We start from the raw sequence: 26,952 nt of genomic DNA on the forward strand, positions 1-26,952 counted from the left end.
ACACCAGCGTGATCCGCGCCGCCGTCCTGCCCGCCGTCGGCTCCGCCCTGGAGATCACCGGCATCGAACTGCCCGAGCCCGGCCCCGGCCAGGTCCGGGTCCGGCTCGCCGCCGCCGGGGTGTGCCACTCCGACCTGTCGCTGTCCAACGGCACCATGACGGTGCCCGTCCCGGCCGTCCTCGGCCACGAGGGCGCCGGCACCGTCGTCTCCGTCGGCGAGGGCGTCACCCATGTCGCCCCCGGCGACGGCGTCGTGCTCAACTGGGCGCCGTCCTGCGGCGAATGCCACCCCTGCTCGCTCGGCGAGGTGTGGCTCTGCGTCAACGCGCTCAACGGCACCGCGAACGTGTACGCCCGCACCGAGGACGGCACCGAGCTCCACCCCGGGCTCAATGTCGCCGCCTTCGCCGAGGAGACCGTCGTCGCGGGCAACTGCGTGCTGCCCGCGCCCGACGGCGTGCCGCTCACCGACGCCGCGCTGCTCGGCTGCGCCGTCCTCACCGGCTGGGGCGCGATCCACCACTCCGCCCGGGTCCGGGCCGGCGAGACCGTCGCCGTCTTCGGCGTCGGGGGCGTCGGCCTCGCCACCCTCCAGGCCGCCCGGATCGCCGGCGCCTCGACGATCGTCGCCGTCGACGTGTCACCCGAGAAGGAGGAGCTGGCCCGCGCCGCCGGCGCCACCGAGTACGTCGTCGCCTCCGACACCACCGCCAAGGACATCCGCCGGCTCACCGGCGGCCACGGCGCCGACGTGGCCGTCGAGTGCGTCGGGCGCGCCGCCACCATCCGCACCGCCTGGGAGTCCACCCGGCGCGGCGGCCGCACCACGGTCGTCGGCATCGGCGGCAGGGACCAGAAGGTCACCTTCAACGCCCTGGAGATCTTCCACTGGGGCCGCACCCTGGCCGGCTGCGTCTACGGCAACTCCAACCCCGCCGAGGACCTGCCCGTGCTCGCCGGGCACATCCGGGCCGGCCGCCTCGACCTGAGCACCCTGGTCACCGAACGGATCACCCTGGACGGCATCCCCGGCGCCTTCGACAACATGCTCGCGGGCAAGGGCGGCCGCGCCCTCGTCGTGTTCTAGTCCTGTACGGGTGCGGGCGCGGGCTGTTCGACGGCCCGCGCCCGTACCCGCGGGCGGGACCGGGACACCGCCACGCCCGCCAGGCACAGCGCGCCGCCGCCGAGCGTGAGCAGCCCCGGCAGCTCGCCGAGGAACACCCAGGCCATCAGCACCACCAGGGCCGGCACGGCGTAGGTCGTCGCGCCCATCCGGCCCGCCGTCGTGCGCGCAAGGGCGTAGGCCCAGGTGGTGAAGGCGAGGGCGGTCGGGAACACCCCCAGGTAGACCATGTTGAGGGTCGCCGGGAGCGGCGCCCGGCCCGCCTCCTCGACCAGCTGCCCCGCGAACGGCAGACAGGCCACCGCGCCCACCAGACACCCGAAGGTCGTCACCTGGAGCGCGCTGCCGTACGCGAGGGCCGGCTTCTGGGACACCACCCCGCCCGCGTACGCCACCGCCGCCAGCAGGCACAGCACCACGCCGAGCACCGACGCGTGCCCGCCGCCCGAACCGGCGGACATCGACAGACCCACCGCCACCGCGCCCGCGAAGGACACCGCCATGCCCGCGAGCAGCCGCGGCGGCAGCGCCTCGCCGAGCACCTTCGAACCGAGCAGCGCGATCAGGATCGGGCCGATGTTCACGACCATCGCCGCCGTGCCCGCGTCGACCTCCTGCTCGCCCCAGTTGAGCACCACCATGTACGCCCCGAACCACAGCAGCCCCGACACCGCGATCCCGCGCCAGGCCGCCCGCGGCGGCAGCCCCTCCCGCCGGACGAGCAGCACGGTGCCCAGGACCAGCGCGCCGGCGAGCAGCCGGCCGAGGGCCAGGGCGCCGGGGGAGTAGGCGGCCCCCGCGCTGCGGATGGAGACGAAGGCGGAGGCCCACAGGACGACGGTGACGCCGGCGGCGGCGAGCGCGAGCCGCGAGGTGCGGCCGGGCGTGGTGGGTGAGTTCGGCATGGGAGGACCGTAGGCCGCGGACCCTTCGGCGCTCACCGCAATATCTCGCGGACCGGGACGCCCGGCCCCTGGCGGACGCCCGGCCTCCCGGCGTTCGGCCTCCCGATGCGCGGACCCCGGCGCCCGGGCCTCCGGCGTGCGGCCCCCCGGGCCCCCGGGACCCCCGGACCTCCGGACCTCCGGACCTCCGGACCTCCGGACCTCCGGACCTCCGGGCCCCCGGGACCCCCGGACCTCCGGGCCCCCGGGCCCTGGACCCCCGGGCCTCACCGCAGCTCCGCCGCTTCGATGCCGAGCGCCGTGTGCAGCGCCCGCTCCCCGGCCGCGGTCACCTTCACCGCCCGCTCCGACCCGATCCGTACGCACCAGCCCGCGTCCAGCGCGTGCCGGCACAGCGCCGCGCCCGCGAGCCCCGCCAGATGCGGCTTGCGCTCGGTCCAGTCGAGACAGCCGCGGGCGACCGGCCGCCGGCCCCGGGCCGGTACGAGGGAGAGGCCCAGGTCCGCGAACCAGGCCAGGCCGGCGTCGGTGAGCGCGAACCCGGTGTCCTGGCGCAGCAGCCCCCGTGCCGTCATCGCCTCCGTGATCGCGATCCCCAGCCGCCCGGCCAGATGGTCGTAGCAGGTGCGCCCGCGCGCCATCGCCTGCCCGGCGCTCACCGCCCGCAGCCCGCGCGGCGCGGCGGGCACGGCCGGTTCGGCACGGGCCGCCAGGTCCTCGACGAGGTGCGCGATCCCCGGATCGGCGAGCCGCACATAACGGTGCCGCCCCTGCCGCTCCTCCGCGAGCACCCCGCCCGCGACCAGCTTCCCGAGATGCTCACTGGCCGTGGACGGCGCCACGCGCGCGTGCCGGGCCAGCTCCCCGGCGGTCCAGGCCCGCCCGTCGAGCAGGGCGAGCAGAATGGCGGCGCGGGTCTCGTCGGCGAAGAGGGCGGCCAGGGCGGCGAGGTGGTGGGGGGCCATGCGCCCAGGATCCCGCACTCACTCTTCGGCGCCGGCCGAACCGTCCCGGACGCGCCACCGGCGAGGGAGCGGCTGGGTGGTCAGGTCCCACAGCGCCGTCACGACCGACGGCGCACTACGAGCTGCGGCCCGAGCTCCCTTTCGCGCCCGGTCCCGCGCTCCGCTCCGTCCCCCATGATTCCCGTACCCCCGCCTCGTACTGCATCGCCAGCCCGTCGAGCAGCGCCCGCAGCCCCGTCTCGAACGCCGCCTCGTCGACCTGTTCGCGCCGCTCCGCCAGCAGATGGGCCTGGCCGAGGTGCGGGTAGTCGGCCGGGTCGTAGGCGGTCTCGTCGTCGACGAAGCCGCGGGCGAAGGAACCCAGGGCCGAGCCGGTGATGAAGTAGCGCATCAGGGCGCCGATGCGGGTGGCCTGGGCGGGCGGCCAGCCGGCCCGCACCATCGCGCCGAAGACCGCGTCCGCGACCTTGAGGCCGGCCGGGCGGCGGCCCGGGCCCTGGGCGAGCAGCGGGACCAGGTTCGGGTGGTCGGCCAGGGCGGCGCGATAGGAGACCGCCCAGTCGTGCAGGGCCGTGCGCCAGTCGCGGAGGTCGTCCGCCGCGAACATCGACAGATCGATCTTCGCGCTGACCGCGTCCGCGACGGCGTCCAGGATCTCGTCCTTGGTGCGGAAGTGGTTGTAGAGCGAGGGGCCGCTGACGCCGAGTTCCGCCGCGAGCCGCCGGGTGGACAGGGCGGCCAGGCCCTCGGCGTCCACCAGTGTGCCCGCCGTCGCGACGATGCGGTCTCGGCTGAGCAGGGGCTTGCGCGGTCGGGCCATGGCGCACATAGTAGGCGGGGCCAAGAAAACTAGCAGTGGTAATTAAACGGAGCGGGACGGGGCGGCGCCATGAATCTGGAGCTCAGTGAGGAGCAGGAGGCCGTACGGCGGCTCGCCGAGGACTTCGTCGCCCGCGAGGTCGCCCCGCACGTCGTCGCCTGGGACCGCGCCGAGGCCGTCGACCGGGCGATCGTGAAGAAGCTCGGCGCCGTCGGCTTCCTCGGCCTGACCATCCCCGAGGAGTACGGCGGCTCCGGCGGCGACCACCTCTCCTACTGCCTGGTCACCGAGGAGCTGGGCCGCGGCGACTCCTCCGTCCGCGGCATCGTCTCCGTCTCGCTCGGCCTGGTCGCCAAGACCCTCGCCTCCTGGGGCGACGAGGAGCAGAAGCGCGCCTGGCTGCCCCGGCTCGCCTCCGGCGAGGCCGTCGGCTGCTTCGGTCTCACCGAGCCCGGCACCGGCTCCGACGCCGGGAACCTCGCCACCCGGGCGGTCCGTGACGGCGACACGTACGTCATCGACGGCACCAAGATGTTCATCACCAACGGCACCTGGGCGGACGTCGTGCTGCTCTTCGCCCGCACCGGCGGCCCCGGCCACCGCGGCGTCTCCGCCTTCCTCGTCCCCGCCGACACCCCCGGCCTCACCCGCCGCGCCATCCACGGCAAGCTCGGCCTGCGCGGCCAGGCCACCGCCGAACTGGTCCTGGAGGGCGTCCGCGTCCCGGCGAGCGCACTGCTCGGCCCCGAGGGCAAGGGCTTCTCCGTCGCCATGTCCGCCCTCGCCAAGGGCCGGATGTCGGTCGCCGCCGGCTGTGTCGGCATCGCCCAGGCCGCCCTCGACGCGGCCGTGCGCTACGCGGGGGAGCGCGAGCAGTTCGGCAAGCCCATCGCCTCGTACCAGCTCGTCCAGGAACTCATCAGCGACATCGCCGTGGACGTCGACGCCGCCCGGCTGCTGACCTGGCGGGTCGCGGATCTCGTCGACCGCGGCCGGGACTTCGCCACCGCCGCCTCGAAGGCCAAGCTGTACGCCTCCGAGGCCGCCGTCCGCTCGGCGAACAACGCCCTCCAGGTCTTCGGCGGCTACGGCTACATCGACGAGTACCCGGTCGGCAAGCTGCTGCGCGACGCCCGCGTGATGACCCTCTACGAGGGCACCAGCCAGATCCAGAAGCTCATCATCGGGCGGGCGCTGACGGGCGTGTCGGCGTTCTGAGCCGCCGATCGCTAAGCGCTTGCTCAGCTTCGTTGTATGGTGGGCGTCCCTGACGGCCCGAGGAGGAGTACGCGATGAGCGTGGCTGAGGAGACGCCCGGCGGCGAGGACGTGCCGTGGGGCGAGGTCACGCCCGAGGCCGCCCGGCGGCTGCTGGTCGCGGCCGTGGAGGCGTTCGCCGAGCGCGGCTACCACGCCACCACGACCCGGGACATCGCGGGCCGGGCCGGCATGAGCCCGGCCGCGCTCTACATCCACTACAAGACCAAGGAAGAGCTGCTCCACCGGATCAGCCGGATCGGCCACGACAGGGCCCTGGAGATCCTCACGGCCGCCGCCGACGGCCCCGGCACCGCCGCCGAGCGGCTCGCCGACGCCGTACGGTCCTTCGTCCGCTGGCACGCCGAGCGGCACACCACCGCCCGGGTCGTGCAGTACGAGCTCGACGCCCTCGGCCCCGAGCACCGCACCGAGATCGTGGCGCTGCGCCGCGAGTCGGAGGCCACCGTGCGGCGGATCATCAACGAGGGCGTGGCCGCCGGGGAGTTCGACGTCCCCGACGTGGCCGGTACCGCGGTCGCGATCCTGTCGCTCTGCATCGACGTCTCGCGCTGGTTCAACACCCAGGGCCGGCACACGGCCGACGAGGTCGGCGCGCTCTACGCCGGCCTCGTGCTCCGGATGGTCGGCGCCCAGGCGCCGGCGGGTCAGAAGTAGTAGCGGGAGACCGACTCCGCGACGCAGACCGGCTTGTCGCCGCCCTCGCGCTCCACGGTCACCTTCGCCGTCACCTGCACACCGCCGCCCGCCTCGGTCACCTCGGTCAGCACCGCCGTGGCGCGCAGCCGCGAGCCCACCGGCACCGGGGCGGGGAAACGCACCTTCTCGGTGCCGTAGTTGAGGCCCATCTTCATGCCCTCGACCCGCATGATCTGCGGCACCAGGAGCGGCAGCAGCGAGAGCGTCAGATAGCCGTGCGCGATCGTGCGCCCGAACGGGCCGGAGGCCGCGCGCTCCGGGTCGACGTGGATCCACTGGTGGTCACCGGTCGCATCGGCGAACTGGTCGATCCGCTTCTGCTCGATCTCCAGCCAGTCGCTGTGTCCCAGCTGCTCGCCGACGGCGGCGCGCAGTTCCTCGGCGGAGGTGAAGATCCTCGGCTCGGCCATGTTCCGCTCCCTCTCAGACAACGTATCTAAGCGACTGCTTAGCATGTTGTGGGGGAGAGCACGCACTTGTCAACGGACCGTCCGTGCGAACGCCCTCAATCCGGCGAACGGGGGCCCGCCACCCCCGTGGGCGGGCCCCCGCTCGGTCTGTGTGGCCGTCTTACCGTGAGGCCGGTCGGCCGGTCGGCCGGCGTCACTCGTACTCGGTGCCGCCCTTGCGGGTCAGATACGCCGGGCTGACCGCCTTGGCGATCGCCCGGCCGCCGACCACCGGGCTGTACCGCTCGGTCACCGGGCGGATCACGACCCCCTCGCGCAGATGCAGCTCACGCCCCGAGACCGTCTCCCGGCCGCTCGCGAGCGCGAGGACGGTGTCCAGGTCGTACGGGCCGGTGTAGAGCCGCGGTACGAGCGGGAGCTCGCCCGGCTCCAGGACCTCGGCCGGGTCCAGCCAGCGCACCTGCCCGTCGATCTCGGCCGCCAGGTCGAACAGCGCGTACCCGACCCCGTCGGCGGCGCGGGCGTCCGCCCCGTACGGCAGGTCCTGCACCCCCGCCCCGTACACCTCGCCGAACAGTCCGACGCGGCTCGCCCCGAGGCGCGCGGCGAGCCGGGCCGCGACGGCGGTCAGGCCGTGGCCGTGGACGGCGCGCCAGTAGAGATTGCGCGGGTCCTCCGTGAGCGCCAGGCCCTTCGCTCCGAAGCCCTTGGAGGAGACCAGGGTGCGGTCCTCCGCGGCGAGATAGGTGACCAGGCAGGCCGTGCCGTGCAGCTTCTCGGTGAGGGCCACCGGCTCGCCCGGCGCGAAGATGTCCGGAAAGCGGTGCAGGTTCTCGATGTCCACCCACGGCAGCAGATCCGGAGCCGCCTCCACGTCTCCGCTCATCGTCGGCGGGACCGGCGGCGTCCACTTGACGATCCCGAGCAGCTCCGCGAAGTCCGTGCCGTCCTCCGCGGCCTGCTTCAGATCCAGTCCGCCGAGCGCCGCCGGCCGGCAGACGATCCCCTGCGACAGCTCGCCGCGCAGCCGTACCGCCTTCACCCGGTCCGAGGCCTTACCCGCCAGCCGCCCGGTCAGCCCCAGCTCCTCCACCAACGGCGCGGGCAGCACCGCCTGTTCGGGGATGTACACCGCCACGTCACCGGTCCGGTAGTGGCCCTTCGCGACGACCGCCCGGTAGAGGCCGACCTGCGCGAGTTCGAGCGCGTCGGCGTTCGGGTGCGGATGGACGGTCAGGGTCTCGGCGGTGACGCGCAGGGTGGACATCTCAGAACTCCGGTCGGTCGGGGAGATCGGCTCGTGTGGTCATCGCCGCACACTCTGCCGGGTCGAAATTCCCCTGGGCGACCGGGTTTTCCGCTGGTAGCCTCCGCCCCGTCCCGCCCCGTCCCGGTGCGTCAGGCCACCGAGGCCAGCCGGCCCGCGCCCGCGCCACGGGTCCGGGCGAGGGCCCGGGGCGTCAGGACCGCCCGCGGTATCAGCACTCCGCAGTCCTCGCACACCGGCCCGAAACCCGGTCCACCGGCCGCTGCACCGGCCGGCTCGCCGCGCCACTCGATGCGCGGCCCCGCGCACACCGGGCAGTGCTCGCCGGGACCCCGCCGCAGCGCGGCCACCAGCCGGCCCACCACCTCGGGCAGCGGCTCGGAGGGGTGGTGCGCCGGGTCGTCGCAGCGGGCCACCCCGTTGCCGCCCCAGATCCGGCGGTGCCACTCGTCGAGTCCGCCCGGCCGGCGCAGTCCGCCGTGCTTCTCGCGCCGCCGGCGCTCGGCGAACTCCCGCTCGTACGCGAGCCACACCGCCCGCGCCGCCTCCAGCTCGTCGAGCGCGGCCACCAGCCGGCCCGGATCGGCCTCCCGGTCCTCGGGACCGAAGCCGTGCCGGTGGCACAGATGGTCCCAGGTCGCCCGGTGACCGTAGGGCGCGAACCGCTCCAGGCACTTGCGCAGCGAATACCGTCGCAAGGCCGTGTCGCACCCTGGGTCGCGTACCTGTCTCGCGAGACTCCGGAACCCGGCCATCGTCTCCACCTCCGTCGCTAGCACTCCGGCGATATGAGAGGGACGAACGGGAGACGCTTCCTGTTCCATCGAAGACCGGAGCGTGGCGGTCGGACGGCGCCCGGATGGCCGGAAACGGTGCCGAGAAACGCACCGGGACCGCCCCGGAGGCGGGTCGGGAACCGCGCGGCGCGAGCCGGGCCGGGGCGAACCGGGCGCGAGTCAGGCCGGGGCCGCGAACCGGGCGCGAGCCGGGGCGGGGGCCGCGAACCGGGCGCGAGCCGGGGCCGGGCCTGGCGGGCGGAAGCCGGGCCACGGAAACACGCCCGGGGCTCGGACCGCGACCGGGCCGGGACGGATACCGGAACCGGCCCGCGCCCGGGCCAGTGCCCGCGCCCGGGCCGGCGCCCGCGTCCGATCCCGCGTCCGCGTCCGGGCCGGCGCCCGCGTCCGCGTCCGGGCCGGCGCCCGCGTCCGGGCCCGCGTCCGGGCCAGTGCCCGGGGCCCGGAACTCCGCCCCGACGCGCCCGCGGGCCCCGCCCCGTTCAGCCGAAGCGGCTCGCCCGGGCCAGCGCCCGGGGCAGTGCCCGGGCCAGCGCCCGGGCCAGCGCCCGTGCCCACGCCTGTGCCCGGGCCAGTGCCCGTGCCCGCGCCCGGGCCAGCGCCCGCGCCCACGCCCGTGCCCGGGGCCCGGAACCCCGCCCCGAAGCGCCCGCGGCCGCGCCCCGCCCCGCTCAGCCGAAGCGGCCCGCTCCGGCCACCACCCGGGCCAGTTCGGTGTGGCAGATGTCGCTGTGCCCGGACACCACCTGCGCCGCGTCCACGCTCACGCACCCCGCCGCCGGCAGCCCTTCGCTCAGCGCCGCCGCCAGGGTGCGGGCGGCCGTGCCCGGGACGGCCTGGACACCGTCGTAACCGATCGCCCACCAGCGCCGCTCGTCGCCGAACACCGACTCGTCGTCCCGGGCGAGCCGGGAGGCCAGCGGGTAGAAGACGCCCAGCGCCGTGTCGTGGCGCGAGTGGCAGGCCACCAGCGGGCCGTCGATCCGGGCCTGGAGGCCGTTCAGGGAACCGCCGTGGCCCTGGTCGTGCGGCAGCCGGGCCGCGAAGGCGTAGTGGGAGAGGGCGCCCTGGAGCAGCGTCACCGACTTCACGTTCCGCGCGGCGCCTGGCAGCCCGCGCAGGGCGTAGGAGACCACGCGCGCGCCGAAGCTGTGGCCGATCAGATGCACCCGCAGCCCCGGCGCCGCCCGGTCGAGCTCGCCGAGCAGCGGCCCGAGACCGCGCTCGCCGACCACGCCCGCCCGGCGCTTCATCGTGTAGTACGTGGCCTGCCGCAGCGCCTCCTTGGCGCCCTTCCACAGCCGCGCCGCCGGGTTCCCGCCGAACAACGCCTCGGCGCCCTCGGCACCCTCGACGCTCTCCCGGGCGTCGGCGAACATCCCGTACACCGTCGCCGGATCGGCGACCAGGAACTCCGGCACCGACGCCGCGGCGCCGACCGCCGCCGGGCTCTCCGTGTCGATCCCGGTCAGCTCCCGCAGCAGCCCGGCGAACTCGGCGAGCGCCGCCTCGCCGGGCGGCTGCTCGTCGAGCAGCTCGGCGATCCGGTCCACCGCCGCCGCCCGCTCGGGGAGGACGGCCCGCAGCGCCGGGTAGTCCGGCACCCGTTCGTCGGAGAACATGATCGAGGGCCACACCAGGCCCGCGTACCCGAGCTTGGCGCCGGGGCCGGTCACCCCGGGGAACGGCTCGAAGAAGCGGTCGAAGAGGCCGGTCGCCGTGGACGGCGAGTTGTTCCAGCCGTGCGTGAAGAGGACCAGGTCCGTGCAGCCCTGCCGGGCCAGGGCCGCGAGCCCGCCCGCCTGGCCGGCCGGCCCGTCACCGTCCTTGTCGAGCACCACCTCGCGGTACGGCTCGACACTCGTCACCGTCATGGGCCCGTCCCTCCGCGTCGAGGAGCGCCGTCGTCCGTCGCCTGGGCGTTCCGGGGCATTCTTCCCGCGCGGAGGGACGGGCAGTCGTCAGGCGCGCGGGCGGAACGCCGACACCACCGGAAAATGCACCGGTGTGCCGTACGGCGTCGTACCGGGCGGCGAGCCGGCTCCCCGGTCCCTCAGCGGTCCCTCAGCGGTCCCCGCGTGGTCCCTCAGTGGTACATCAGGTACTCCCGCCGCATCTCCCGGAACGCCGCCAGGTCCGCCTCCCACGCGCCCACCACCTCCTCCGTGGACGCCCCCGCGTCGATCATCGTGCGCACCCGCGCCGAACCCGTCAGCTTGTCGATCCAGTTGTCCGGCCGCCAGGCGAAGCCGCTCCACACCTGCCGCGCCGTCACGAGCAGCGCGATGCCCGTCCGTACCGGGTCGAAGGCCTCGCGGTCGTGGACCAGCAGCTGCACGCCGCCGACCGTCCTGCCCTGGAACTTGGAGAAGGTGGGCGCGAAGTACGCCTCGCGGAAGCGCACGCCCGGCAGGGCGAGGGCGTTCGCCGCGTCCGCCCACCGCCCGTCGACGCCCTCCGCGCCGAGCAGTTCGAAGGGGCGCGTGGTGCCGCGGCCCTCGGAGAGGTTGGTGCCCTCGAAGAGGCAGGTGCCGGAGTAGACGAGGGCCGTGTCGGGCGTCGGCATGTTGGGGCTCGGCGGCACCCACGGCAGCCCGGTCGCGTCGAAGAAGTCGGCGCGCCGCCAGCCGCTCACCGCGACCGTCTCCAGGGGCACCGGTTTCGCCAGGAACTCCGCGTTGAACAGGCGCGCCAGCTCGGCCACCGTCATCCCGTGCGCCTGCGCGATCGGCTCCCGGCCGACGAAGGTCGCGAACGCCCGGTCCAGGACGGGACCGAGCGCGGCCCGCCCGGTCACCGGGTTCGGCCGGTCCAGGACCACGAAGCGCTTGCCCGCGAGCGCGGCGGCGCCCATGCAGTCGTACAGGGTCCAGATGTACGTGTAGAAGCGGGCGCCGGCGTCCTGGATGTCGAAGACGACGGTGTCGACGCCGGAGGCGGTGAAGACGTCGGCGAGCGGCTGACCGCTCTTCAGATACGTGTCGTAGACCGGCAGTCCGGTCGCCGGGTCGTCGTAGCGGCCCTCCGAGCCGCCGGCCTGGGCGGTGCCGCGGAAGCCGTGCTCGGGGCCGAAGACGGCGACCAGGCCGACGCGCTCGTCGGCGTGCATGACGTCCACGATGTGCCGGGCGTCGGCGGTGATGCCGGTCGGATTGGTGACGATGCCGACGCGCTGTCCGGCGAGCGGCGCGTAGGCGTCCGCGACGAGCCGGTCGAAGCCGGTGCGCACCTGGCGGCCCTGGCGGCCCCGGCCGTTCGCCTGGCCGTTCCCCTGGCCGTTCGCCTCGCCGGGCGGCGTGTCGGCGGCCGCCGGGCGGGCCCCGGCCCCCACCGCACCCGCGGCCACCACGGCGCCGCTCGCGGCCAGCAGCCCGCGCCTGGACGGTCCGGACAGGTTCGTACGGCTCATGAGGATTCCTCCCTGATCGCCTTCCCTGACATGGCCCCGCACGCTAGCGCCGGACCGGCCCGCGCGGAACGAGGCGTACCGTCCCGCCTCGGTCCGGTCTCTTCCCCCATCCATACCGACCGGTTAGTCTGCCCGCACAGCCGAACGGAGAGGTGGGCCGGATGAGTACGGTGCGGGGCGCGGGAGTGGTCGTCACGGGTGCGGCGGGCGGCATCGGTGCCGCACTGGCCCGGCGGTTCGCGGCCGAGGGCGCCCGGGTCGTCGTCAACGACCTCGACCCGGACCGCACCAAGGCGGCCGCCGAGGAGATCGGCGCGCTCGCCGTGCCCGGCGACGCCTCCGCCGTCGTCGAGGAGGCCCGCGCCGCCCTCGGCGGCCGGATCGACGTGTGGTGCGCCAACGCGGGACTCGCCTCGCCCGGCGACGCCTTCGCCGCCGAGGACGTCTGGGCCGCCGCCTGGGACGTCAACGTCATGGCCCATGTCCGCGCCGCCCGCGCCCTGCTGCCCGACTGGCTGGAGCGCGGCAGCGGCCGCTTCGTCTCCACCGTCTCCGCCGCCGGACTGCTCACCATGGTCGGCGCCGCTCCCTACAGCGTTTCCAAGCACGGCGCGTACGCCTTCGCCGAATGGCTCTCGCTCACCTACCGCCACCGCGGCCTCAAGGTCCACGCGATCTGCCCGCAGGGCGTGCGTACGGACATGCTGACCGCGGCGGGCTCGGCCGGCGAACTCGTGCTCGCCCCCACCGCCATCGAGCCCGAGGACGTCGCCGACGCGCTCTTCCAGGCCATGGCCGAGGACCGCTTCCTGGTCCTGCCGCATCCCGAGGTCGGCGCCTACTACCAGGCCCGGGCCGGCGACCCCGAGCGCTGGCTCGGCACCATGAACCACATCCAGCAGAAGTGGGAGGGAGCGGGCGCATGACCGCACAGACCACCGCCGGCGACGGTTCGGCCGCCGACCGTTCGGCCGCCGAGGGCTCGATCGCCGAAAGTTCCATCTACGCCGCCAGGCCCTGGCTCGGCCGGCTCACCGAGGCCCAGCGGGCCCCGATCGACCCGCCGCCCACCGTGCTGCACGCATTCCGGGCCGCAGTCGCCCGCACCCCCGGCCACCCGGCGCTCGTCTACTTCGACGCCACCCTCTCGTACGCCGAGGCCGACGCCCTCTCCGACTCCGTGGCCGGCCACCTCGCCGCCCGCGGCGTCGGGCGCGGCGACCGGGTCGCGGTCATGCTGCAGAACAGCCCGCACTTCGTGCTCGCCCTGCTCGGCGCCTGGAAGGCCGGCGCCGCCGTCGTACCGCTCAACCCCATGTACAAGGCGGCCGAGGTCGGCCACGCCCTGCGCGACTCCGGCGCCCGCGCCGTCGTCTGCTCCGACCGCGCCTGGGCCGGCCATGTCCGCGCCACCGCCGCCGAGGCCGGGGTCACGGTCGCCCTCACCGCCGACGAGCGGCAGCTGCAGACCCGCGACGACCCTCGGGTCCTCGGCTTCGACCCCGTGCCCACGGCGCCCGTACCCACGCAGCCCGTGCCCACGGCGCCCGTACCCACGCAGCCCGTGCCCACAGAGCCCGTGCCCGCCCACGCCGACGACCTGCTCGCCGTGGCCCGCGCCGGGCACCCGGCGCCGGAGGGCCGCGAGCCCGGCACCGACGACATCGCCCTGATCAGCTACACCTCCGGCACCAGCGGCACCCCCAAGGGCGCCCTCAATCTGCACCGGGGCATCGTCCACAACGCCGAACGCCAGCGCACCGGCCACCCGGTCCCGCCCGGCGCCGGCTACTTCGTCCTCGCCCCGCTCTTCCACATCACCGGCCTGGTCTGCCAGCTCGGCGCCTGCTTCGCCAACGGCGGCACCCTCGTCCTCTCGTACCGCTTCGAGGCCGGGGTCGTCCTCGACGCCTTCCTGGAGCACCGCCCGGCCTACACGGTCGGCCCCTCCACCGCCTTCATGGCGCTCGCCGCCCACCCGGCCGCCACCCCCGACCACTTCTCGTCCTTCCTGGTCATCTCCTCCGGCGGCGCGCCCGTGCCGCCCGCCCTGGTCGAGAAGTTCCGGGCCGGCTTCGGCCCCTATCTGCGCAACGGCTACGGCCTCACCGAGTGCACTGCGCCCTGCGCCTCCGTACCGCCGGAGCACGAGGCGCCCGTCGACCCGGCCTCCGGCACCCTCTCGGTCGGCGTGCCGGGCCCCGACACCATCGTCCGCATCGTCGACGAGACCGGCGCCGACGTGCCCTTCGGCACCCACGGCGAGATCGCCGTCCGCGGCCCCCAGGTCGTCCCCGGCTACTGGCGGCTGCCCGAGGCCACCGCCGCCGCCTTCCCCGACGGCGAGCTGCGCACCGGCGACATCGGGTTCATGGACGCGGACGGCTGGCTCTATGTCGTCGACCGCAAGAAGGACATGATCAACGCCTCCGGCTTCAAGGTCTGGCCGCGTGAGGTCGAGGACGTCCTCTACACCCACCCGGCGGTGCGCGAGGCGGCCGTCGTCGGGGTCCCCGACGCCTACCGCGGCGAGACCGTGAAGGCGTACGTGAGCCTGCGCCCGGGCGCCGTCGCGGAGCCCGCCGAACTGTCCGCGTACTGCGCGGAGCGGCTCGCCGCGTACAAATACCCGCGCGAGGTCGAGATCCTGCCGGAGCTGCCCAAGACGACAAGTGGGAAGATCCTCAGGCGGGACCTGCGGTCCCCGAAGTGAGCAAGTGAGCACGTGAGCAAGTGAGCGGACGCATGGACGAAAGGCGGCGCAGCATGGCCAGGACGACGGAGGGGAACGGGGTGCCCGTCCCCCAGAGGCTCCTCGCCGCCGCCACCCGGCTCTTCGCCGAGCAGGGCTACGACCGGACCTCCGTGCAGGAGATCGTGGAGGCGGCGGGTGTCACCAAGGGCGCCCTCTACCACTACTTCGGCTCCAAGGAGGACCTGCTCCAGGAGGTGTACTCCCGGGTCCTGCGGCTCCAGCAGGAGCGGCTCGACGCCTTCGCGGGCGCGGACGCCCCGGTGGAGCAGCGGCTGCGGGACGCCGCCGCGGACGTCGTCGTCACCACCATCGACAACCTGGACGACGCCTCGATCTTCTTCCGCTCGATGCACCATCTGAGCCCGGAGAAGAACAAGCAGGTGCGGACCGAGCGGCGGCACTACCACGAGCGCTTCCGCGCCCTGATCGAGGAGGGGCAGCGGGCCGGGGTGTTCTCCACCGCGACCCCCGCCGACCTGGTGGTGGACTACCACTTCGGCTCGGTCCACCACCTGTCGACCTGGTACCGCCCGGACGGGCCGCTGACCCCGCAGCAGGTCGCCGACCACCTGGCCGACCTCCTGCTGCGGGCCCTGCGCCCGTAAGGACGCAGGGCCCGTCCGGCCCTACAGGTAGCGCTTGATCTCGCGGCGGGCGAGCGAGCGCTGGTGCACCTCGTCCGGGCCGTCGGCGAGCTTGAGGGTGCGGGCCGCGGCCCACAGCTCGGCGAGCGGGAAGTCCTGCGAGACGCCACCGGCGCCGTGCAGCTGGACCGCCTTGTCGATGATGTCGACGACCGTCCGCGGGGTGGCGATCTTGATCGCCTGGATCTCGGTGTGCGCGCCCCGGTTGCCGACGGTGTCCATCAGCCAGGCCGTCTTCAGGACCAGCAGCCGCAGCTGCTCGATGCTCACCCGGGCGTCGGCGATCCAGCCCTGCACCACGCCCTGCTGGGCGAGGGGCTTGCCGAAGGCGGTACGGGACACGGCACGCCGGCACATCAGCTCCACCGCCCGCTCGGCCATGCCGATCAGCCGCATGCAGTGGTGGATGCGGCCCGGGCCGAGCCGGGCCTGGGCGATGGCGAAGCCGCTGCCCTCCTCGCCGATCAGGTTCGCGGCCGGGACCCGGACCCCGTCGAAGACCACCTCGGCGTGACCGCCGTGGTAGTGGTCCTCGTAGCCGTACACCCGCATGGCGCGGCGCACCTCGACCCCGGGGGTGTCGCGGGGGACCAGGATCATCGACTGCTGGCGGCGGATGTCCGGGCCGTCGGGGTCGGTCTTGCCCATCACGATGAAGATCTGGCAGTGGGGGTCCATCGCCCCGGAGATGTACCACTTGCGCCCGTCGATGACGTACGAGTCGCCGTCCCGCCGGATCCGGGTCTCGATGTTGGTGGCGTCGGAGGAGGCCACCTCGGGCTCCGTCATGGCGAAGGCCGAGCGGATGTCGCCGGAGAGCAGCGGCTCCAGCCACTGCTTCTTCTGCGCCTCGTCGCCGAACTGGGCGAGCACCTCCATGTTCCCGGTGTCGGGGGCCGAGCAGTTGAGGGCCGTGGGGGCGAGCTGGGGGCTGCGGCCGGTGATCTCGGCGAGCGGCGCGTACTGGAGGTTGGTGAGCCCGGCGCCGTACTCCTCGTCGGGCAGGAAGAGGTTCCACAGGCCCTGGCTCTTGGCCTCGGCCTTGAGTTCCTCGACGATCGCGGGGGTGTCCCACGGGGAGGCGAGCCGGGCCCGCTGCTCCTCGGCCACGGCCTCGGCCGGGTAGACGTGCTCGTCCATGAAGGCGAGCAGTTTCGCCCGCAGTTCCTCGGTGCGGGCGTCGAACGCGAAGTCCATGGCGGATCAGCCTTCCTGAAGGGTGGTGAGGCCGTGCTCGATGAAGACGGGGACGAGTTCGCCGATCCGGTCGAAGCCGGCGCCGACGGTCTGTCCGAGGGTGTAGCGGTAGTGGATGCCCTCCAGGATCACGGCGAGCTTGAACCAGGCGAAGGCCGTGTACCAGGAGAGGGCGCCGACGTCGCGGCCGGAGCGGGCGGCGTAGCGCTCGACCAGCTCGGCGACGGTGGGGTGGCCGGCGGCGCTCGCCGTGGTGGAGACGGGCGAGTCCGGCACGTCGAGGGGCGTGCTGTACATCGCGAGCAGGCCGAGGTCGGTGAGCGGGTCGCCGAGGGTGGACATCTCCCAGTCCAGGACCGCCTTGATCCGGTCGTCCGCCCCGATCAGGACGTTGTCGAGCCGGTAGTCGCCGTGGACCACGGTCGGTGCGGGGGACTGGGGAAGCCCGCGGCCGAGGGCCGCGTGCAGCTCGTCGATGCCGGCCAGTTCGCGGCCCCGCGAGGCGTCCAGCTGCTTGCCCCAGCGGCGCAGCTGCCGGTCCAGGAAGCCCTCGGGGCGCCCGAAGTCCGCGAGCCCGACCGCGGCGGGGTCGACGGCGTGCAGATCGACCAGGGTGTCGACGAGCCCGAGGACGGCGGCGCGGGTGCGCTCCGGGCCGAGCGGGGCGAGTTCGGCGGCCGAGCGGTACGGGGTGCCCGCCACGAACTCCATGACGTAGAACGGCGCGCCGAGCACCGACTCGTCCTCGCACAGCAGCACCACTTCGGGCACCGGCACGGCGGTGGGGTGCAGGGCGCTGATCACCCGGTGCTCGCGCTTCATGTCGTGCGCGGTGGCCAGCACATGGCCGAGCGGCGGACGGCGTACGACCCACTGGGCGCTGCCGTCGGTCACGACGTACGTGAGGTTCGAGCGCCCGCCCTCGATCAGCCGGCCCGTGAGGGGGCCGGCCACGAGGCCGGGCCGCTCGCGGTCGAGGAAGCGGCGCAGCGCCTCGGGGTCGAGACCGGGTGGGGAAGTGGGACTCATGCGGGCGTACCTCCGGATTCGGCGTCGTCGCTCATGATGACCGACCAGTCGGTATGTCGTCCAGAGTGATCCGCGTCAACCCCGGAAACCTGCCGCACGCCTCTGGTGTGCCGTGCGAGGCCGTGAATATGGTTCACATATGAATCCGGCGCTGTGCATCGATCACGTCCGCCTGACCCCCGTCCTCATCAAGGACCCGCCGCTGCTCAACACCCAGGGCGTCCACCAGCCGTACACCCCGCGCCTCGTGGTGGAGGTGGTCACCGCGGGCGGGGTCACCGGACTCGGCGAGACCTACGGTGACACGAGGTACCTGGACCTGGCGCGCCCGCTGGCCGAGGCCCTGCCCGGCCGCTCGGTCACGGATGTGAACGGACTGTTCGCGCTGGCCGCCGAGGTGTGCGGCGCGGCGGCCGAGAAGGACACGGACGGGCGGGTCGACGCCGGCGGACTGCGCGGCGTCCAGACCGCCGGCAAACTGCGCCTCTCCGTCGTCTCCGCCGTCGAGACCGCCTGCCTCGACGCCCTCGGCAAGAGCCTCGGACTGCCCGTCCACGCCCTGCTCGGCGGCCGGATCCGCGCCGAGGTCGAGTACAGCGCGTACCTCTTCTACAAGTGGGGTGCCCACCCCGGCGCCGGGCCCGACCCGGCCGACCCCTGGGGCGAGGCGCTCGACCCGGCCGGCCTCGTCGAGCAGGCCCGCCGCTTCGAGCAGCTCCACGGCTTCGGCTCCTTCAAGCTCAAGGGCGGGGTCTTCGCACCGGACCGGGAGATCGCCGCGATCCGCGCGCTCGCCGCGGCCTTCCCCGGCCGCCCGCTGCGCCTCGACCCCAACGGCGCCTGGTCCGTGCCCACCTCGCTCGCCGTCGCCCGCGAGCTCGGCGACGTCCTCGAATACCTGGAGGACCCGGCCACCGGCACCGCCGCGATGGCCGAGGTCGCCGCCGGCACGGACGTGCCGCTCGCCACCAACATGTGCGTGACCACCGTCGAGGAGGTACCCGAGGCCCTCGCGCGCGGGGCGATACGCATCCTGCTCTGCGACCACCACTACTGGGGCGGGCTGCACCGCACCCGCGAAGTCGCCGCGCTCTGCCGCACGTACGGCATCGGGCTCTCCATGCACTCCAACACCCACCTGGGCATCAGTCTCGCCGCCATGACCCAGGTCGCCGCGACCCTCCCGGCGCTCCACCACGCGTGCGACACCCACTACCCGTGGCAGTCCGAGGACGTCGTCACCACCGCCCCCGTCTTCCGCTCGGGCCGGCTCGCCGTCACCGACACCCCGGGCCTCGGCGTGGAGCTCGACCGGGACCGGCTCGCCGACCTCCACCGCCGCTGGGCGGAGGACGACGGCCGGTACCGCGACCGCGACGACGCGGCGGCGATGCGGGCGGCGGACCCGGAGTGGCGCCCGGCCCGCTGGTGACGCCGCCGTACGAGGCCGGGTTACGCGTGGCAGGCGACCGGCATGCCGCCGTTCATCGCGGCCATGTCGCCGAACACCGCGGCCGGGTCGAGCGGATGCCCGTCGGGCAGCCCGTCCAGCTCCGCGTACGCCCGGTGTAGATTGGCGACGAGCCGGTAGTTCTCCTGCCAGGCCGCGAACTCGCCGAGCTCCGCCGCCCGCGCCGTCTCCAGCGGCGGGTCCCCCTTCGCGTACCCCTCGGCCGCCAGCTCCTGCACCCAGCGCAGATAGCGCTCGGTCGCCTCGTACGCGGAGGGGTCGGTGACCCGCCCGTGCCCGGGCACCACCGTGGCCGCGCCGAGCGAGCGCAGCACCTCCAGGGCGCGCAGCGAACCGGCGAGCGAACCCATCGGCAGGAACGGCGTGCCGCCGTTGAACACCAGGTCACCGGTGAACACCACGCCCTGCGCGGGGAGATGGACGACCGAGTCGCCGGTGGTGTGCGCCGGGCCCGGGTGGATCACCCGTACCTCGGTCTCGCCGACGTACAGCGTCAGCTCGTCCGTGTACGTGAGCTCCGGCGGCAGGATCTCCACCGCGCCGAAGTCGGTCTGCGGCCACAGCAGATGGAGCTGGTGCCCGGCGGCCAGCTGCTCGGCCCGGCAGTTGGCGTGCCCGACGATCCGGGCCTCGGGGCGGAACACCCCGTTGCCGTAGGTGTGATCGCCGTGGTGGTGGGTGGAGACGATGGTGCGCGGCAGTGCGAGCCCCGCGTCGAGCACGGCCGCGCGCAGCAGCCGGGCCCGGCGCTCGGTGGCGGCGGTGTCGACGAGCAGCGTCTCGCCGCCGCCGGGATCGCCGACGAACCCGGCGTTGTTCAGGCACCAGCCCCCGTCGGGCTGGACGAAGGCGTGGACGTGCGGCGCGAGAGCGACCACGTAAGGATCGGTGGCAGACAAAGGGAATCCCCCGGATGAGAGCCCGAATCGGACAGGGGAAGAGTGCCATTCGGCGGGGATCCGGGGGAAGTTGGGGTCCCGGTCAGTGGTCGTCCCAGTGGTTCCCGTGCGCCGCGTGCCGGTGCCCGTCGTGCAGGTAGTCGACGTGGTCGCCGTGCACCACGCCCTGGTGCCCGCAGTCCGGCCCGTGGATGTGGGCGGGGTGGGTGTGCGGGACGTGCGAGGTGGGCTCGCACTCGTCCCAGTGCCCGGCGTGCTCGCGGTGCAGATGCCCGTCGTGGGCGTAGTCGACATGGTCACGGTGCGGGACGGCGGTGTGGCCGCACGAGGGGCCGTGGGAGTGCGCGTGGGTGGTGGGGTGCTCATGATGGGGAAGGCTCATGACTCCGCCTCCGCGAGAGGTCGAATCCCCCACCTCCTCAGGGTAGGCCCTGATCCGCCGCACAGGCCCTGGTCCCGGGCGCTGCGTGAAGCCCCGGGTCAGAGCACCATGGCGACCGCGAACCCTGCGAAGGCCACCGTGCACACCACCGCGAGCAGCGCGCCCCGGTGCGAGAGCACGCGCGGCCGGGCCGCGCCGAGCGACTGGATCCGGCGGTGCGCGACCGCCAGGAAGCCGACCCACACCAGGGCCGAGAGGCCCGCCGCCACCACACCGGTGGCCGTCACCTCGTCGCGGATCGCCTGCTTGCCCGCGAGGATCGCCACCACGGTGGCCGAGAGCGTGGTGCGCCGCCAGGCGAGGCGCGTCCGCTCGGGCTGCAGCCCCGGGTCCCGGTCCGCGGCGGGCCTCGCGGATCCGGTCCCCGCTCCGGTCACCGCCCGGCCCAGCCGAACAGCACGACCACCACCATCGCGAGCGCGACCACCGCCACCAACAGGCTCAGCACCGTCGGGAACCGGGAGACCGGCAGGTCCTCGCCGCGTCGCATCGCCCGCTCGCAGCGCACCCAGTGGTTCACGGCCCGCAGCGCGCACAGCACACCCGCCGCGAGCAACGAGAGCGCGAGTCCGACCCGGACGCCCCAGCGCAGGTCCGGCAGGAACTGGTCCACGGCGAAACCGCCGCCGATGAGCGCCAGTGCGGTCCGGAGCCAGGCGAGGAAGGTCCGCTCGTTGGCCAGGGAGAAGCGGTAGTCGGGGGTCTCGCCCTCCTCCCGGAGGCGCCGCGGCGCGAACCACAGCCGCAGACTCTGTACGAAGTCGCTCACCAGGGCACTCTAACGGCCCCGCTGCGCGAGGAGCCGCTGGTGGGCCGCGAGGCCGTCCGGCACCCACTCCCACTCGCCGAGCCGCGCGGTCAGCTCCTCGTCGGTGAGGAAGGCGTGCCAGGCCACCTCCTCGGCCTGAGGCCGCACCGGCAGGTCGCAGCGCACCTCGTAGACCGCCGACCACCACTTGCCGGCCACGCCCCCGGAGTCGTACAGGAACGTGAATACGGGCACGGGCTGCGCGAGCCCGGACACGCCCAGCTCCTCCTCGGCCTCGCGCAGCGCGGCGGCGTCGTACGACTCGCCGGCGCCGACGACCCCGCCGACGAACATGTCGTACAGGGAGGGGAAGACCAGCTTGGTGGGGGTCCTGCGGTGGACGAAGATCCGCCCCTGGGCGTCCCGCACCTGGATGAAGGCGCAGCGGTGGATCAGCCCCCGCGCGTACACCTCGCCGCGCGGTGCCTGCCCGATCACCCGGTCCTGCTCGTCGACGACGTCGAGTACCTCGTCCTCAGCGCTCATGCGCCCATCAAAGCACCGTCGCCGAAAGATCCGGACGGGAACGAAACCTCTGCCAGACGTTGACTGGATACATCGGTGTATCCAAGATGCGGTGCATGCCTCATGAGCCGTACGACGCCGATGTGATCGTCATCGGGGCCGGCCTCGCCGGTCTCGCCGCCACCGCCGAACTGGCCGCCGCCGGCCGCTCGGTCCTGCTGATCGACCAGGAACCCGAGCAGTCGATCGGCGGCCAGGCGCACTGGTCCTTCGGCGGCCTCTTCCTCGTGGACTCGCCCGAGCAGCGCCGGATGCGGATCCGCGACAGCCACGAGCTGGCCCTCCAGGACTGGATGGGCACGGCCGGATTCGACCGGCCCGAGGAGGACGCCTGGGCGCGGCGCTGGGCCGAGGCGTACGTGGACTTCGCCGCCGGCGAGAAGCGCGCCTGGCTGCACGGGCTCGGCGTGCGCTTCTTCCCGGTGGTCGGCTGGGCCGAGCGCGGCGGCTACGACGCGAACGGGCACGGCAACTCGGTGCCCCGCTTCCACATCACCTGGGGCACCGGGCCCGGCCTGGTCGCCCCCTTCGAGCGCCTGGTCCGCGAGGGCGTCGCCCGCGGCCTGGTCCGCTTCCGCTTCCGGCACCGGGTGACCGGCCTGGCCCGCACGGCGGGCGCCGTCGACACCGTCACCGGCGAGGTCCTCGCCCCCTCCGGTGCCCCGCGCGGCACCGCCAGCAGCCGCGAGGTCGCCGGGGAGTTCTCGTACCGCGCCCAGGCGGTGATCGTCACCACCGGCGGCATCGGCGGCAACCACGACCTGGTGCGCAAGCAGTGGCCCGAGCGGCTCGGCACCCCGCCCGCCAGGATGCTCTCGGGCGTCCCCGCGCACGTCGACGGCCTGATGCTCGGCATCGCGGAGGACGCCGGCGCCCACCACGTCAACCGCGACCGGATGTGGCACTACACCGAGGGCGTCGAGAACTGGAACCCCATCTGGGCCAAGCACGGCATCCGCATCCTTCCCGGCCCGTCCTCGATCTGGCTGGACGCGACCGGCAGACGGCTGCCCGTGCCGCTCTTCCCCGGCTTCGACACCCTCGGCACCCTCGAACACATCATGCGCACCGGCCACGACCACACCTGGTTCGTGCTCGACCAGAAGATCATCGGCAAGGAGTTCGCGCTCTCCGGCTCCGAGCAGAACCCCGACCTCACCGGCAAGTCGGTCCGCGACGTCATCGGCCGCGCCCGCGCCGACGTCCCCGGCCCGGTCAGGGCCTTCATGGACAAGGGCGCCGACTTCGTCGTCGAGCGCGACCTCGGCGCCCTCGTGCGCGGCATGAACCGGATCACCGGCGAGGACCTGATCGACGAGGCCGCGCTGCGCCACGAGATCACCGCCCGCGACCGGGAGATCGCCAACCCCTTCACCAAGGACCTCCAGGTCATGGCGATCCGCGGGGCCCGCCGCTATCTGGGCGACAAGCTGATCCGTACGGCCGCGCCGCACCGCATCCTCGACCCCAAGGCCGGCCCGCTGATCGCCGTACGTCTCAACATCCTGACCCGCAAGTCCCTCGGCGGCCTCCAGACCGACCTCTCCTCGCGGGTCCTCACGGCGAGCGGCGAGCCGCTGCCCGGTGTGTACGCGGCGGGCGAGGCGGCCGGCTTCGGCGGCGGGGGCGTGCACGGCTACCGGTCCCTGGAGGGGACCTTCCTCGGCGGCTGCCTGTTCTCGGGCCGGGCGGCGGGCCGGGCGGCGGCCGAGGCGGTCGGCTGACGGGGGCGGTGGTCCGGCGGGGCGGGGAACAAAGGAACGCGGGCCGGTCGTGGGGGGAACGACCGGCCCGCGTGACTGAGGGGGTGCGGGCTACAACACCAGGGACAGCAGCAGCACGAACCCGATGCCGACCACCGAGATGATCGTCTCCATCACCGACCAGGTCTTGATCGTCTGGCCGACGTTCATCCCGAAGTACTCCTTCACCAGCCAGAAACCGGCGTCGTTGACGTGGCTGAAGAAGAGCGAACCGGCGCCGATCGCGAGGACGAGCAGCGAGACCTCACCGGTCGACATGCCCTCGGCGAGCGGGGCCACCAGGCCGGCCGCCGAGATCGTCGCCACCGTCGCCGAGCCGGTCGCGAGCCGGATCGCGACCGCGATCAGCCAGGCGAGCAGCAGGGCCGGGACGGACCAGTCCTTGGAGAAGTCCAGGATCATCTGGCCGACGCCGAGGTCGATCAGGGTCTGCTTGAAGCCGCCGCCGGCGCCGACGATCAGCAGGATGCCCGCGATCGGGGCGAGCGACTTGTCGACGGTGGACGACAGGCGCTCCTTGGTGAAGCCGGCCGCGCGGCCCAGCGTGAACATGGCGACTATGACGGCCGCGAGCAGGGCGATCAGCGGCGAGCCGATGACGTCGGTGACCTTCTGCACGCCGTTCTCGGGGTCGTCGATCACGATGTCGACGAGCGCCTTGACCAGCATCAGGACGACGGGCAGCAGGATGGTCGCGACGGTGATGCCGAAGCCGGGGCGCTTCTCCAGGTCGTCGGAGTTACGGGCCGGGATCATCCGGTCCGGGGCCTGGATGTCCACCCAGCGGGCGGCGTACTTCGAGAAGACCGGACCGGCGATGATCACGGTCGGGATCGCGACGAGCAGGCCGAGGGCCAGGGTGACGCCCAGGTTGGCGCCGACCGCGTCGATCGCGACCAGCGGGCCGGGGTGCGGCGGGATCAGGCCGTGCATCACGGACAGACCGGCGAGGGCCGGGATGCCGATCCGCATCAGCGAGTAGTTGCCGCGCTTGGCGACCATCAGCACCACCGGGATCAGCAGCACGATGCCGACCTCGAAGAACAGCGGCAGTCCGATCACGGAGGCGATCAGGACCATCGCCCACGGCATGGCCCGGCCGCTCGCCTTCGCGAGGATCGTGTCGACGATCTGGTCCGCGCCGCCGGAGTCGGCGAGCAGCTTGCCGAGGATCGCGCCGAGGGCGATCAGCACGCCGACACCGGCCACGGTGCTGCCGAGTCCGGTGGTGAAGGACTTGATGGTGTCCGCGAGCGGGGCACCCGCGAACGCGCCGAGCGCCAGCGACCCGATGGTCAGGGCCAGGAAGGCGTGCAGCTTGAACTTGGTGATGAGCACGACGATGACGGCGATGCCGGCGAGTACGGCGATACCGAGCTGGGCGTTGCCCGCCGAGGTGATCGGTTCGACGGCATCCGCTGCCAGGATCTCGACGCTGAGACTGGTCACGGTGGGTCCCTTGGGGGTCAGGGGGGGGCAGGGGGACGGTCGGGCCCGGCGCGGCGGGGGGCCGCGCGGGTCCGGGGCCTTGAGGGTCCGGGGCCTTCAGGAGCCGTGGGGGAGGCCCGGGGCCGTACGGGACAGGGCCGTAGGGGACGGGGGTCCGTCAGGTGGCGGACGGGGGTCCGTCAGGCGGAGGTGGGGCAGGTGGTGAGCCGGTGCAGCGCGGCGACGGCCCGGGCGGTGATCTCCTCGGGGGTGCCCGAGACGTCGACGGCGACGCCGGCCTCGTCCTCACCCAGCGGCTGCAGGGTGGCGAACTGGGAGTCGAGGAGCGCGGTCGGCATGAAGTGGCCCTTGCGGGCCGCCATCCGCCGCTCGATCAGCTCCCGGTCCCCGGTCAGATGCAGGAAGACCACGCCCGGGGCGGCCGCACGCAGCCGGTCCCGGTAGACCCGCTTGAGCGCGGAACTGGACACCACCCCGCCGAGCCCGGCCCGGCCGTGCGCCCACTCACCGATCGCGTCGAGCCAGGGCTCGCGGTCCCGGTCGTCGAGCGGGATTCCGGCCGACATCTTGGCCACGTTGGCCGCCGGGTGGAAGTCGTCGCCCTCCGCGTAGGGGAGGCCGAGCGCCTCGGCGACCAGCGGACCGATGGTCGTCTTGCCGGTCCCGGCGACGCCCATCACGACGACGACCGGGGGGCGGCCGGTGACCGGCGGACGGCCGGTCGCCGCCGCGGTGTGGGGGGTGGTGCTCATGGGTGGTGCCTCGCTGTCTTCTTCGACATCGATCCGTCGCGCTCATGAAACCCATTGAGTACGACGTATTCAAGAGTCTGTGACATAAAAGTCGTACTTTTTGTTCCCGGCGTGGTTCGCGGGTGGCGCCGCGAGCGGTCCGCGGGTGCTCCTAGGTGTGATCATCGGGCCCGGCACGCATAGGCTCACCTGTTTCCTTTGGGATCTTCAGTGATGTGCTGTTTGTCTGTCGGATGCCGTGTACGCATGGGGGCGTCGGTGTCGTTCGTGGGTTCGCGGGCCGAATGTGTGACCTTTCCGTGGTGCTGTCGTTGATCGGGTGACGGCACCAGGGGCCTGGGGAGGGGGTGCGGGTGGGCCGGAAGCTGCCGCTGGGTGACGGGGAGACGGCCCGTACCGCCTGCGCTCGTCTCCTGCTCCGGTCGGGCGTGGACGAGAAGACCGGTGTTGTCCTCACCGCCGCCGCTTTGGCGGAACGGGTGGGCTGGTGCGCCGATCTGGTGGCGGGCATGGCCGGGGCGTTGCTGTCCGGGCACTGGAACTCTGCCGACGTCGATGCGCTCGCCTCCGGGGTGGACGCGGGCGGGAAGAGACTGCCGTCGAATGCGTGGATGGCTTTGCGTCGCCTGGGCTGGGCCGTCACCCCGGCCGAGGGTGTGCGGGTGAACGACCGGATCGTGCGCATGGCCCAGGAGCAGGCGGGCCGTGCACTGCGGTCGGTGAAGTGGCGTGCCGATCTGGTGGCCGGGGTGCTGGCCGCCTGGCCCGCCGACCCGGACAAGCGCACCCCCGAGGAGTGGGACACGACGCGGGAGGCGATTCCCGGCGGGGAGCATCTGCCGTCGAGCGTGATCCGTTCCCGTACCCGGCAGATCGTCTCCTTCAGGCGTGAGCACGGGTGCCTTCCGGCGGACGCGTTTGAGCTGGAACCGTCGCCGCGTACGGCGCGGATGCTGCTGCTCGCCGCGTGCGACGGCCAGCAGGCCACCATCGAACGATCCGCGACCGAGCCGACAAGGGCTCTGCTGCGGTTGCAGTTGCCCGCGCGTCCAGACCCGCATAAGTATGCGGACTGGACCTGGGTGGCCTGCCCGATCACGCTCCCGCCGACCGTTCCGGCGAACGCGGTGCTCCACCTGCCCATCCTCCGTATCGCGGGTGGAAGTGTCCGGGCCGACCTGGCCTTCACGCATCCCGTCCCGAAGCTGAAGCGCGGCGGTCACACGGTGGCTCTGGGGGTGGACTGGGGTCTGAACACGCTTCTGTCCGCCGGTGCCGCCCGGCACCACGGCGACGGGCGGATCACCGCCCTCGGTTCGGGCGCACAGTTCCGGGCTGCCGGTGTGCTGGCCAAGCAGTACCGACTCCGCCGCATCTCCGAGCACCTCAACGCGAAGACCGACCACTACACCCGCCTCGCCGCCCCCGCCCTGGACAGCAAGCACGCGGTGCTGGCGGAGGAGATCCGGCGGGTGTCGGAGCGGCGCTCGAACCTCAACGACGCCCTCGCCTGGAGTGCGGCCCGCTGGGCCGTGGACCAGG

General features: G+C 73.7%; 26 protein-coding genes. 9 read left to right on the plus strand and 17 right to left on the minus strand.

Annotated elements, in window-relative coordinates; all coding sequences use genetic code 11:
* Positions 1-8: 8 nt before the first annotated feature.
* Complete coding sequence (locus AB0C73_RS31785) at positions 9-1,088, plus strand: Zn-dependent alcohol dehydrogenase (RefSeq protein WP_362536845.1); 1,080 nt, start codon at positions 9-11, stop codon at positions 1,086-1,088.
* Here AB0C73_RS31785 and AB0C73_RS31790 read toward each other — a convergent pair.
* From AB0C73_RS31790 to AB0C73_RS31800, 3 genes are all read right to left on the minus strand, one after another.
* On the minus strand, positions 1,085-2,032 hold the full coding sequence (locus AB0C73_RS31790; RefSeq protein ID WP_362536846.1) for a DMT family transporter: 948 nt from the start codon (positions 2,030-2,032) through the stop codon (positions 1,085-1,087). The two genes, AB0C73_RS31785 and AB0C73_RS31790, sit on opposite strands and share 4 nt — an antisense overlap.
* Positions 2,033-2,298: 266 nt before the next feature.
* On the minus strand, positions 2,299-2,997 hold the full coding sequence (locus AB0C73_RS31795) for a winged helix-turn-helix domain-containing protein (RefSeq protein ID WP_362536847.1): 699 nt from the start codon (positions 2,995-2,997) through the stop codon (positions 2,299-2,301).
* Positions 2,998-3,112: 115 nt separating this feature from the next.
* Positions 3,113-3,817 (minus strand): TetR/AcrR family transcriptional regulator, encoded by a 705-nt coding sequence (locus AB0C73_RS31800; protein ID WP_362536848.1) that lies wholly within the window; start codon positions 3,815-3,817, stop codon positions 3,113-3,115.
* Between the two features lie 69 nt (positions 3,818-3,886).
* Here AB0C73_RS31800 and AB0C73_RS31805 point away from each other — a divergent pair, with 69 nt between their 5' ends.
* Positions 3,887-5,035, plus strand: coding sequence for an acyl-CoA dehydrogenase family protein (locus tag AB0C73_RS31805; RefSeq protein ID WP_362536849.1), 1,149 nt, complete (start codon positions 3,887-3,889; stop codon positions 5,033-5,035).
* 74 nt (positions 5,036-5,109) lie between these two features.
* Positions 5,110-5,751, plus strand: a complete 642-nt coding sequence (locus AB0C73_RS31810) for a TetR/AcrR family transcriptional regulator (RefSeq protein ID WP_362536850.1) — start codon at positions 5,110-5,112, stop codon at positions 5,749-5,751.
* On the opposite strand, the gene AB0C73_RS31815 is transcribed toward AB0C73_RS31810, so the two are convergent.
* The 5 genes from AB0C73_RS31815 to AB0C73_RS31835 all read right to left on the minus strand — a co-directional run bounded on the left by AB0C73_RS31815 (position 5,742) and on the right by AB0C73_RS31835 (position 11,676).
* Complete coding sequence (locus tag AB0C73_RS31815; RefSeq protein WP_362536851.1) at positions 5,742-6,203, minus strand: MaoC family dehydratase; 462 nt, start codon at positions 6,201-6,203, stop codon at positions 5,742-5,744. The genes AB0C73_RS31810 and AB0C73_RS31815 overlap by 10 nt on opposite strands.
* A gap of 193 nt (positions 6,204-6,396) precedes the next feature.
* A complete protein-coding gene (locus AB0C73_RS31820) occupies positions 6,397-7,470 on the minus strand; it encodes an RNA ligase (ATP) (RefSeq protein ID WP_362536852.1) in 1,074 nt (357 codons plus the stop codon).
* Between the two features lie 131 nt (positions 7,471-7,601).
* On the minus strand, positions 7,602-8,225 hold the full coding sequence (locus AB0C73_RS31825; RefSeq protein WP_362536853.1) for a hypothetical protein: 624 nt from the start codon (positions 8,223-8,225) through the stop codon (positions 7,602-7,604).
* A gap of 713 nt (positions 8,226-8,938) precedes the next feature.
* On the minus strand, positions 8,939-10,141 hold the full coding sequence (locus AB0C73_RS31830) for a serine-threonine protein kinase (protein WP_362536854.1): 1,203 nt from the start codon (positions 10,139-10,141) through the stop codon (positions 8,939-8,941).
* Between the two features lie 212 nt (positions 10,142-10,353).
* Entirely contained in the window at positions 10,354-11,676 is a 1,323-nt protein-coding gene (locus AB0C73_RS31835) for a DUF1343 domain-containing protein (RefSeq protein WP_362536855.1), read from the minus strand.
* A gap of 161 nt (positions 11,677-11,837) precedes the next feature.
* Here AB0C73_RS31835 and AB0C73_RS31840 point away from each other — a divergent pair, with 161 nt between their 5' ends.
* From AB0C73_RS31840 to AB0C73_RS31850, 3 genes are read left to right on the plus strand one after another with little or no spacing between them, the layout of a single operon-like run.
* Complete coding sequence (locus AB0C73_RS31840) at positions 11,838-12,602, plus strand: SDR family oxidoreductase (RefSeq protein WP_362536856.1); 765 nt, start codon at positions 11,838-11,840, stop codon at positions 12,600-12,602.
* On the plus strand, positions 12,599-14,389 hold the full coding sequence (locus AB0C73_RS31845; RefSeq protein WP_362536857.1) for an AMP-binding protein: 1,791 nt from the start codon (positions 12,599-12,601) through the stop codon (positions 14,387-14,389). Before AB0C73_RS31840 ends, AB0C73_RS31845 begins: the two co-directional genes overlap by 4 nt.
* Positions 14,390-14,442: 53 nt before the next feature.
* Complete coding sequence (locus AB0C73_RS31850) at positions 14,443-15,036, plus strand: TetR/AcrR family transcriptional regulator (RefSeq protein WP_362536858.1); 594 nt, start codon at positions 14,443-14,445, stop codon at positions 15,034-15,036.
* A 21-nt stretch (positions 15,037-15,057) separates the two neighbouring features.
* Here the strand turns inward: AB0C73_RS31850 and AB0C73_RS31855 are convergent, their stop codons facing one another.
* Positions 15,058-16,272, minus strand: a complete 1,215-nt coding sequence (locus tag AB0C73_RS31855) for an acyl-CoA dehydrogenase family protein (RefSeq protein WP_362536859.1) — start codon at positions 16,270-16,272, stop codon at positions 15,058-15,060.
* A 6-nt stretch (positions 16,273-16,278) separates the two neighbouring features.
* Complete coding sequence (locus tag AB0C73_RS31860) at positions 16,279-17,301, minus strand: phosphotransferase family protein (protein ID WP_362536860.1); 1,023 nt, start codon at positions 17,299-17,301, stop codon at positions 16,279-16,281.
* A 139-nt stretch (positions 17,302-17,440) separates the two neighbouring features.
* On the opposite strand from AB0C73_RS31860, the gene AB0C73_RS31865 reads away from it, so the two are divergent.
* Positions 17,441-18,733: an enolase C-terminal domain-like protein gene (locus AB0C73_RS31865; RefSeq protein WP_362536861.1), complete on the plus strand. Its 1,293-nt coding sequence runs from the start codon at positions 17,441-17,443 to the stop codon at positions 18,731-18,733.
* A gap of 20 nt (positions 18,734-18,753) precedes the next feature.
* Here the strand turns inward: AB0C73_RS31865 and AB0C73_RS31870 are convergent, their stop codons facing one another.
* From AB0C73_RS31870 to AB0C73_RS31890, 5 genes are all read right to left on the minus strand, one after another.
* Positions 18,754-19,671 carry an MBL fold metallo-hydrolase gene (locus AB0C73_RS31870; protein WP_362536862.1) on the minus strand — a complete coding sequence of 306 codons (918 nt, stop codon included), beginning with the start codon at positions 19,669-19,671 and terminating at the stop codon, positions 18,754-18,756.
* 82 nt (positions 19,672-19,753) lie between these two features.
* Complete coding sequence (locus AB0C73_RS31875; protein ID WP_362536863.1) at positions 19,754-20,053, minus strand: hypothetical protein; 300 nt, start codon at positions 20,051-20,053, stop codon at positions 19,754-19,756.
* Positions 20,054-20,151: 98 nt separating this feature from the next.
* A complete protein-coding gene (locus tag AB0C73_RS31880; RefSeq protein ID WP_362536864.1) occupies positions 20,152-20,490 on the minus strand; it encodes a DUF202 domain-containing protein in 339 nt (112 codons plus the stop codon).
* Positions 20,487-20,882: a DUF202 domain-containing protein gene (locus tag AB0C73_RS31885; RefSeq protein ID WP_362536865.1), complete on the minus strand. Its 396-nt coding sequence runs from the start codon at positions 20,880-20,882 to the stop codon at positions 20,487-20,489. The genes AB0C73_RS31880 and AB0C73_RS31885 overlap by 4 nt, the downstream gene beginning before the upstream one ends.
* A 9-nt stretch (positions 20,883-20,891) precedes the next feature.
* Positions 20,892-21,407 (minus strand): NUDIX domain-containing protein, encoded by a 516-nt coding sequence (locus AB0C73_RS31890; RefSeq protein ID WP_362536866.1) that lies wholly within the window; start codon positions 21,405-21,407, stop codon positions 20,892-20,894.
* Between the two features lie 95 nt (positions 21,408-21,502).
* Between AB0C73_RS31890 and AB0C73_RS31895 the strand changes: the two genes are divergently transcribed.
* Positions 21,503-23,170, plus strand: coding sequence for an FAD-binding dehydrogenase (locus AB0C73_RS31895; RefSeq protein ID WP_362536867.1), 1,668 nt, complete (start codon positions 21,503-21,505; stop codon positions 23,168-23,170).
* Positions 23,171-23,260: 90 nt separating this feature from the next.
* Here AB0C73_RS31895 and AB0C73_RS31900 read toward each other — a convergent pair whose 3' ends face one another.
* Positions 23,261-24,658 (minus strand): gluconate:H+ symporter, encoded by a 1,398-nt coding sequence (locus AB0C73_RS31900; protein WP_362536868.1) that lies wholly within the window; start codon positions 24,656-24,658, stop codon positions 23,261-23,263.
* A 179-nt stretch (positions 24,659-24,837) separates the two neighbouring features.
* Entirely contained in the window at positions 24,838-25,335 is a 498-nt protein-coding gene (locus tag AB0C73_RS31905; RefSeq protein ID WP_362536872.1) for a gluconokinase, read from the minus strand.
* A 428-nt stretch (positions 25,336-25,763) separates the two neighbouring features.
* Here AB0C73_RS31905 and AB0C73_RS31910 point away from each other — a divergent pair.
* Positions 25,764-26,952 (plus strand): transposase (locus AB0C73_RS31910; RefSeq protein WP_362536869.1); only part of this gene is annotated, 1,189 nt, incomplete at its 3' end.

It is taken from the genome of Streptomyces sp. NPDC048623 (genome assembly GCF_040650755.1).
Taxonomy (GTDB): Bacteria; Actinomycetota; Actinomycetes; order Streptomycetales; family Streptomycetaceae; genus Streptomyces.

Excerpts from the sequence above, each read along its gene's own strand:
- AB0C73_RS31795 (WP_362536847.1), bottom strand. The coding sequence starts at position 2,997 with ATGGCCCCCCACCACCTCGCCGCCCTGGCCGCCCTCTTCGCCGACGAG.
- AB0C73_RS31790 (WP_362536846.1), bottom strand. The coding sequence starts at position 2,032 with ATGCCGAACTCACCCACCACGCCCGGCCGCACCTCGCGGCTCGCGCTC.
- AB0C73_RS31905 (WP_362536872.1), bottom strand. The coding sequence starts at position 25,335 with ATGGGCGTCGCCGGGACCGGCAAGACGACCATCGGTCCGCTGGTCGCC.
- AB0C73_RS31865 (WP_362536861.1), top strand. The coding sequence starts at position 17,441 with ATGAATCCGGCGCTGTGCATCGATCACGTCCGCCTGACCCCCGTCCTC.
- AB0C73_RS31850 (WP_362536858.1), top strand. The coding sequence starts at position 14,443 with ATGGCCAGGACGACGGAGGGGAACGGGGTGCCCGTCCCCCAGAGGCTC.
- AB0C73_RS31855 (WP_362536859.1), bottom strand. The coding sequence starts at position 16,272 with ATGGACTTCGCGTTCGACGCCCGCACCGAGGAACTGCGGGCGAAACTG.
- AB0C73_RS31835 (WP_362536855.1), bottom strand. The coding sequence starts at position 11,676 with ATGAGCCGTACGAACCTGTCCGGACCGTCCAGGCGCGGGCTGCTGGCC.
- AB0C73_RS31890 (WP_362536866.1), bottom strand. The coding sequence starts at position 21,407 with ATGAGCGCTGAGGACGAGGTACTCGACGTCGTCGACGAGCAGGACCGG.
- AB0C73_RS31815 (WP_362536851.1), bottom strand. The coding sequence starts at position 6,203 with ATGGCCGAGCCGAGGATCTTCACCTCCGCCGAGGAACTGCGCGCCGCC.
- AB0C73_RS31800 (WP_362536848.1), bottom strand. The coding sequence starts at position 3,817 with ATGGCCCGACCGCGCAAGCCCCTGCTCAGCCGAGACCGCATCGTCGCG.
- AB0C73_RS31875 (WP_362536863.1), bottom strand. The coding sequence starts at position 20,053 with ATGAGCCTTCCCCATCATGAGCACCCCACCACCCACGCGCACTCCCAC.
- AB0C73_RS31845 (WP_362536857.1), top strand. The coding sequence starts at position 12,599 with ATGACCGCACAGACCACCGCCGGCGACGGTTCGGCCGCCGACCGTTCG.
- AB0C73_RS31895 (WP_362536867.1), top strand. The coding sequence starts at position 21,503 with ATGCCTCATGAGCCGTACGACGCCGATGTGATCGTCATCGGGGCCGGC.
- AB0C73_RS31825 (WP_362536853.1), bottom strand. The coding sequence starts at position 8,225 with ATGGCCGGGTTCCGGAGTCTCGCGAGACAGGTACGCGACCCAGGGTGC.
- AB0C73_RS31840 (WP_362536856.1), top strand. The coding sequence starts at position 11,838 with ATGAGTACGGTGCGGGGCGCGGGAGTGGTCGTCACGGGTGCGGCGGGC.
- AB0C73_RS31805 (WP_362536849.1), top strand. The coding sequence starts at position 3,887 with ATGAATCTGGAGCTCAGTGAGGAGCAGGAGGCCGTACGGCGGCTCGCC.
- AB0C73_RS31820 (WP_362536852.1), bottom strand. The coding sequence starts at position 7,470 with ATGTCCACCCTGCGCGTCACCGCCGAGACCCTGACCGTCCATCCGCAC.
- AB0C73_RS31810 (WP_362536850.1), top strand. The coding sequence starts at position 5,110 with ATGAGCGTGGCTGAGGAGACGCCCGGCGGCGAGGACGTGCCGTGGGGC.
- AB0C73_RS31830 (WP_362536854.1), bottom strand. The coding sequence starts at position 10,141 with ATGACGGTGACGAGTGTCGAGCCGTACCGCGAGGTGGTGCTCGACAAG.
- AB0C73_RS31860 (WP_362536860.1), bottom strand. The coding sequence starts at position 17,301 with ATGAGTCCCACTTCCCCACCCGGTCTCGACCCCGAGGCGCTGCGCCGC.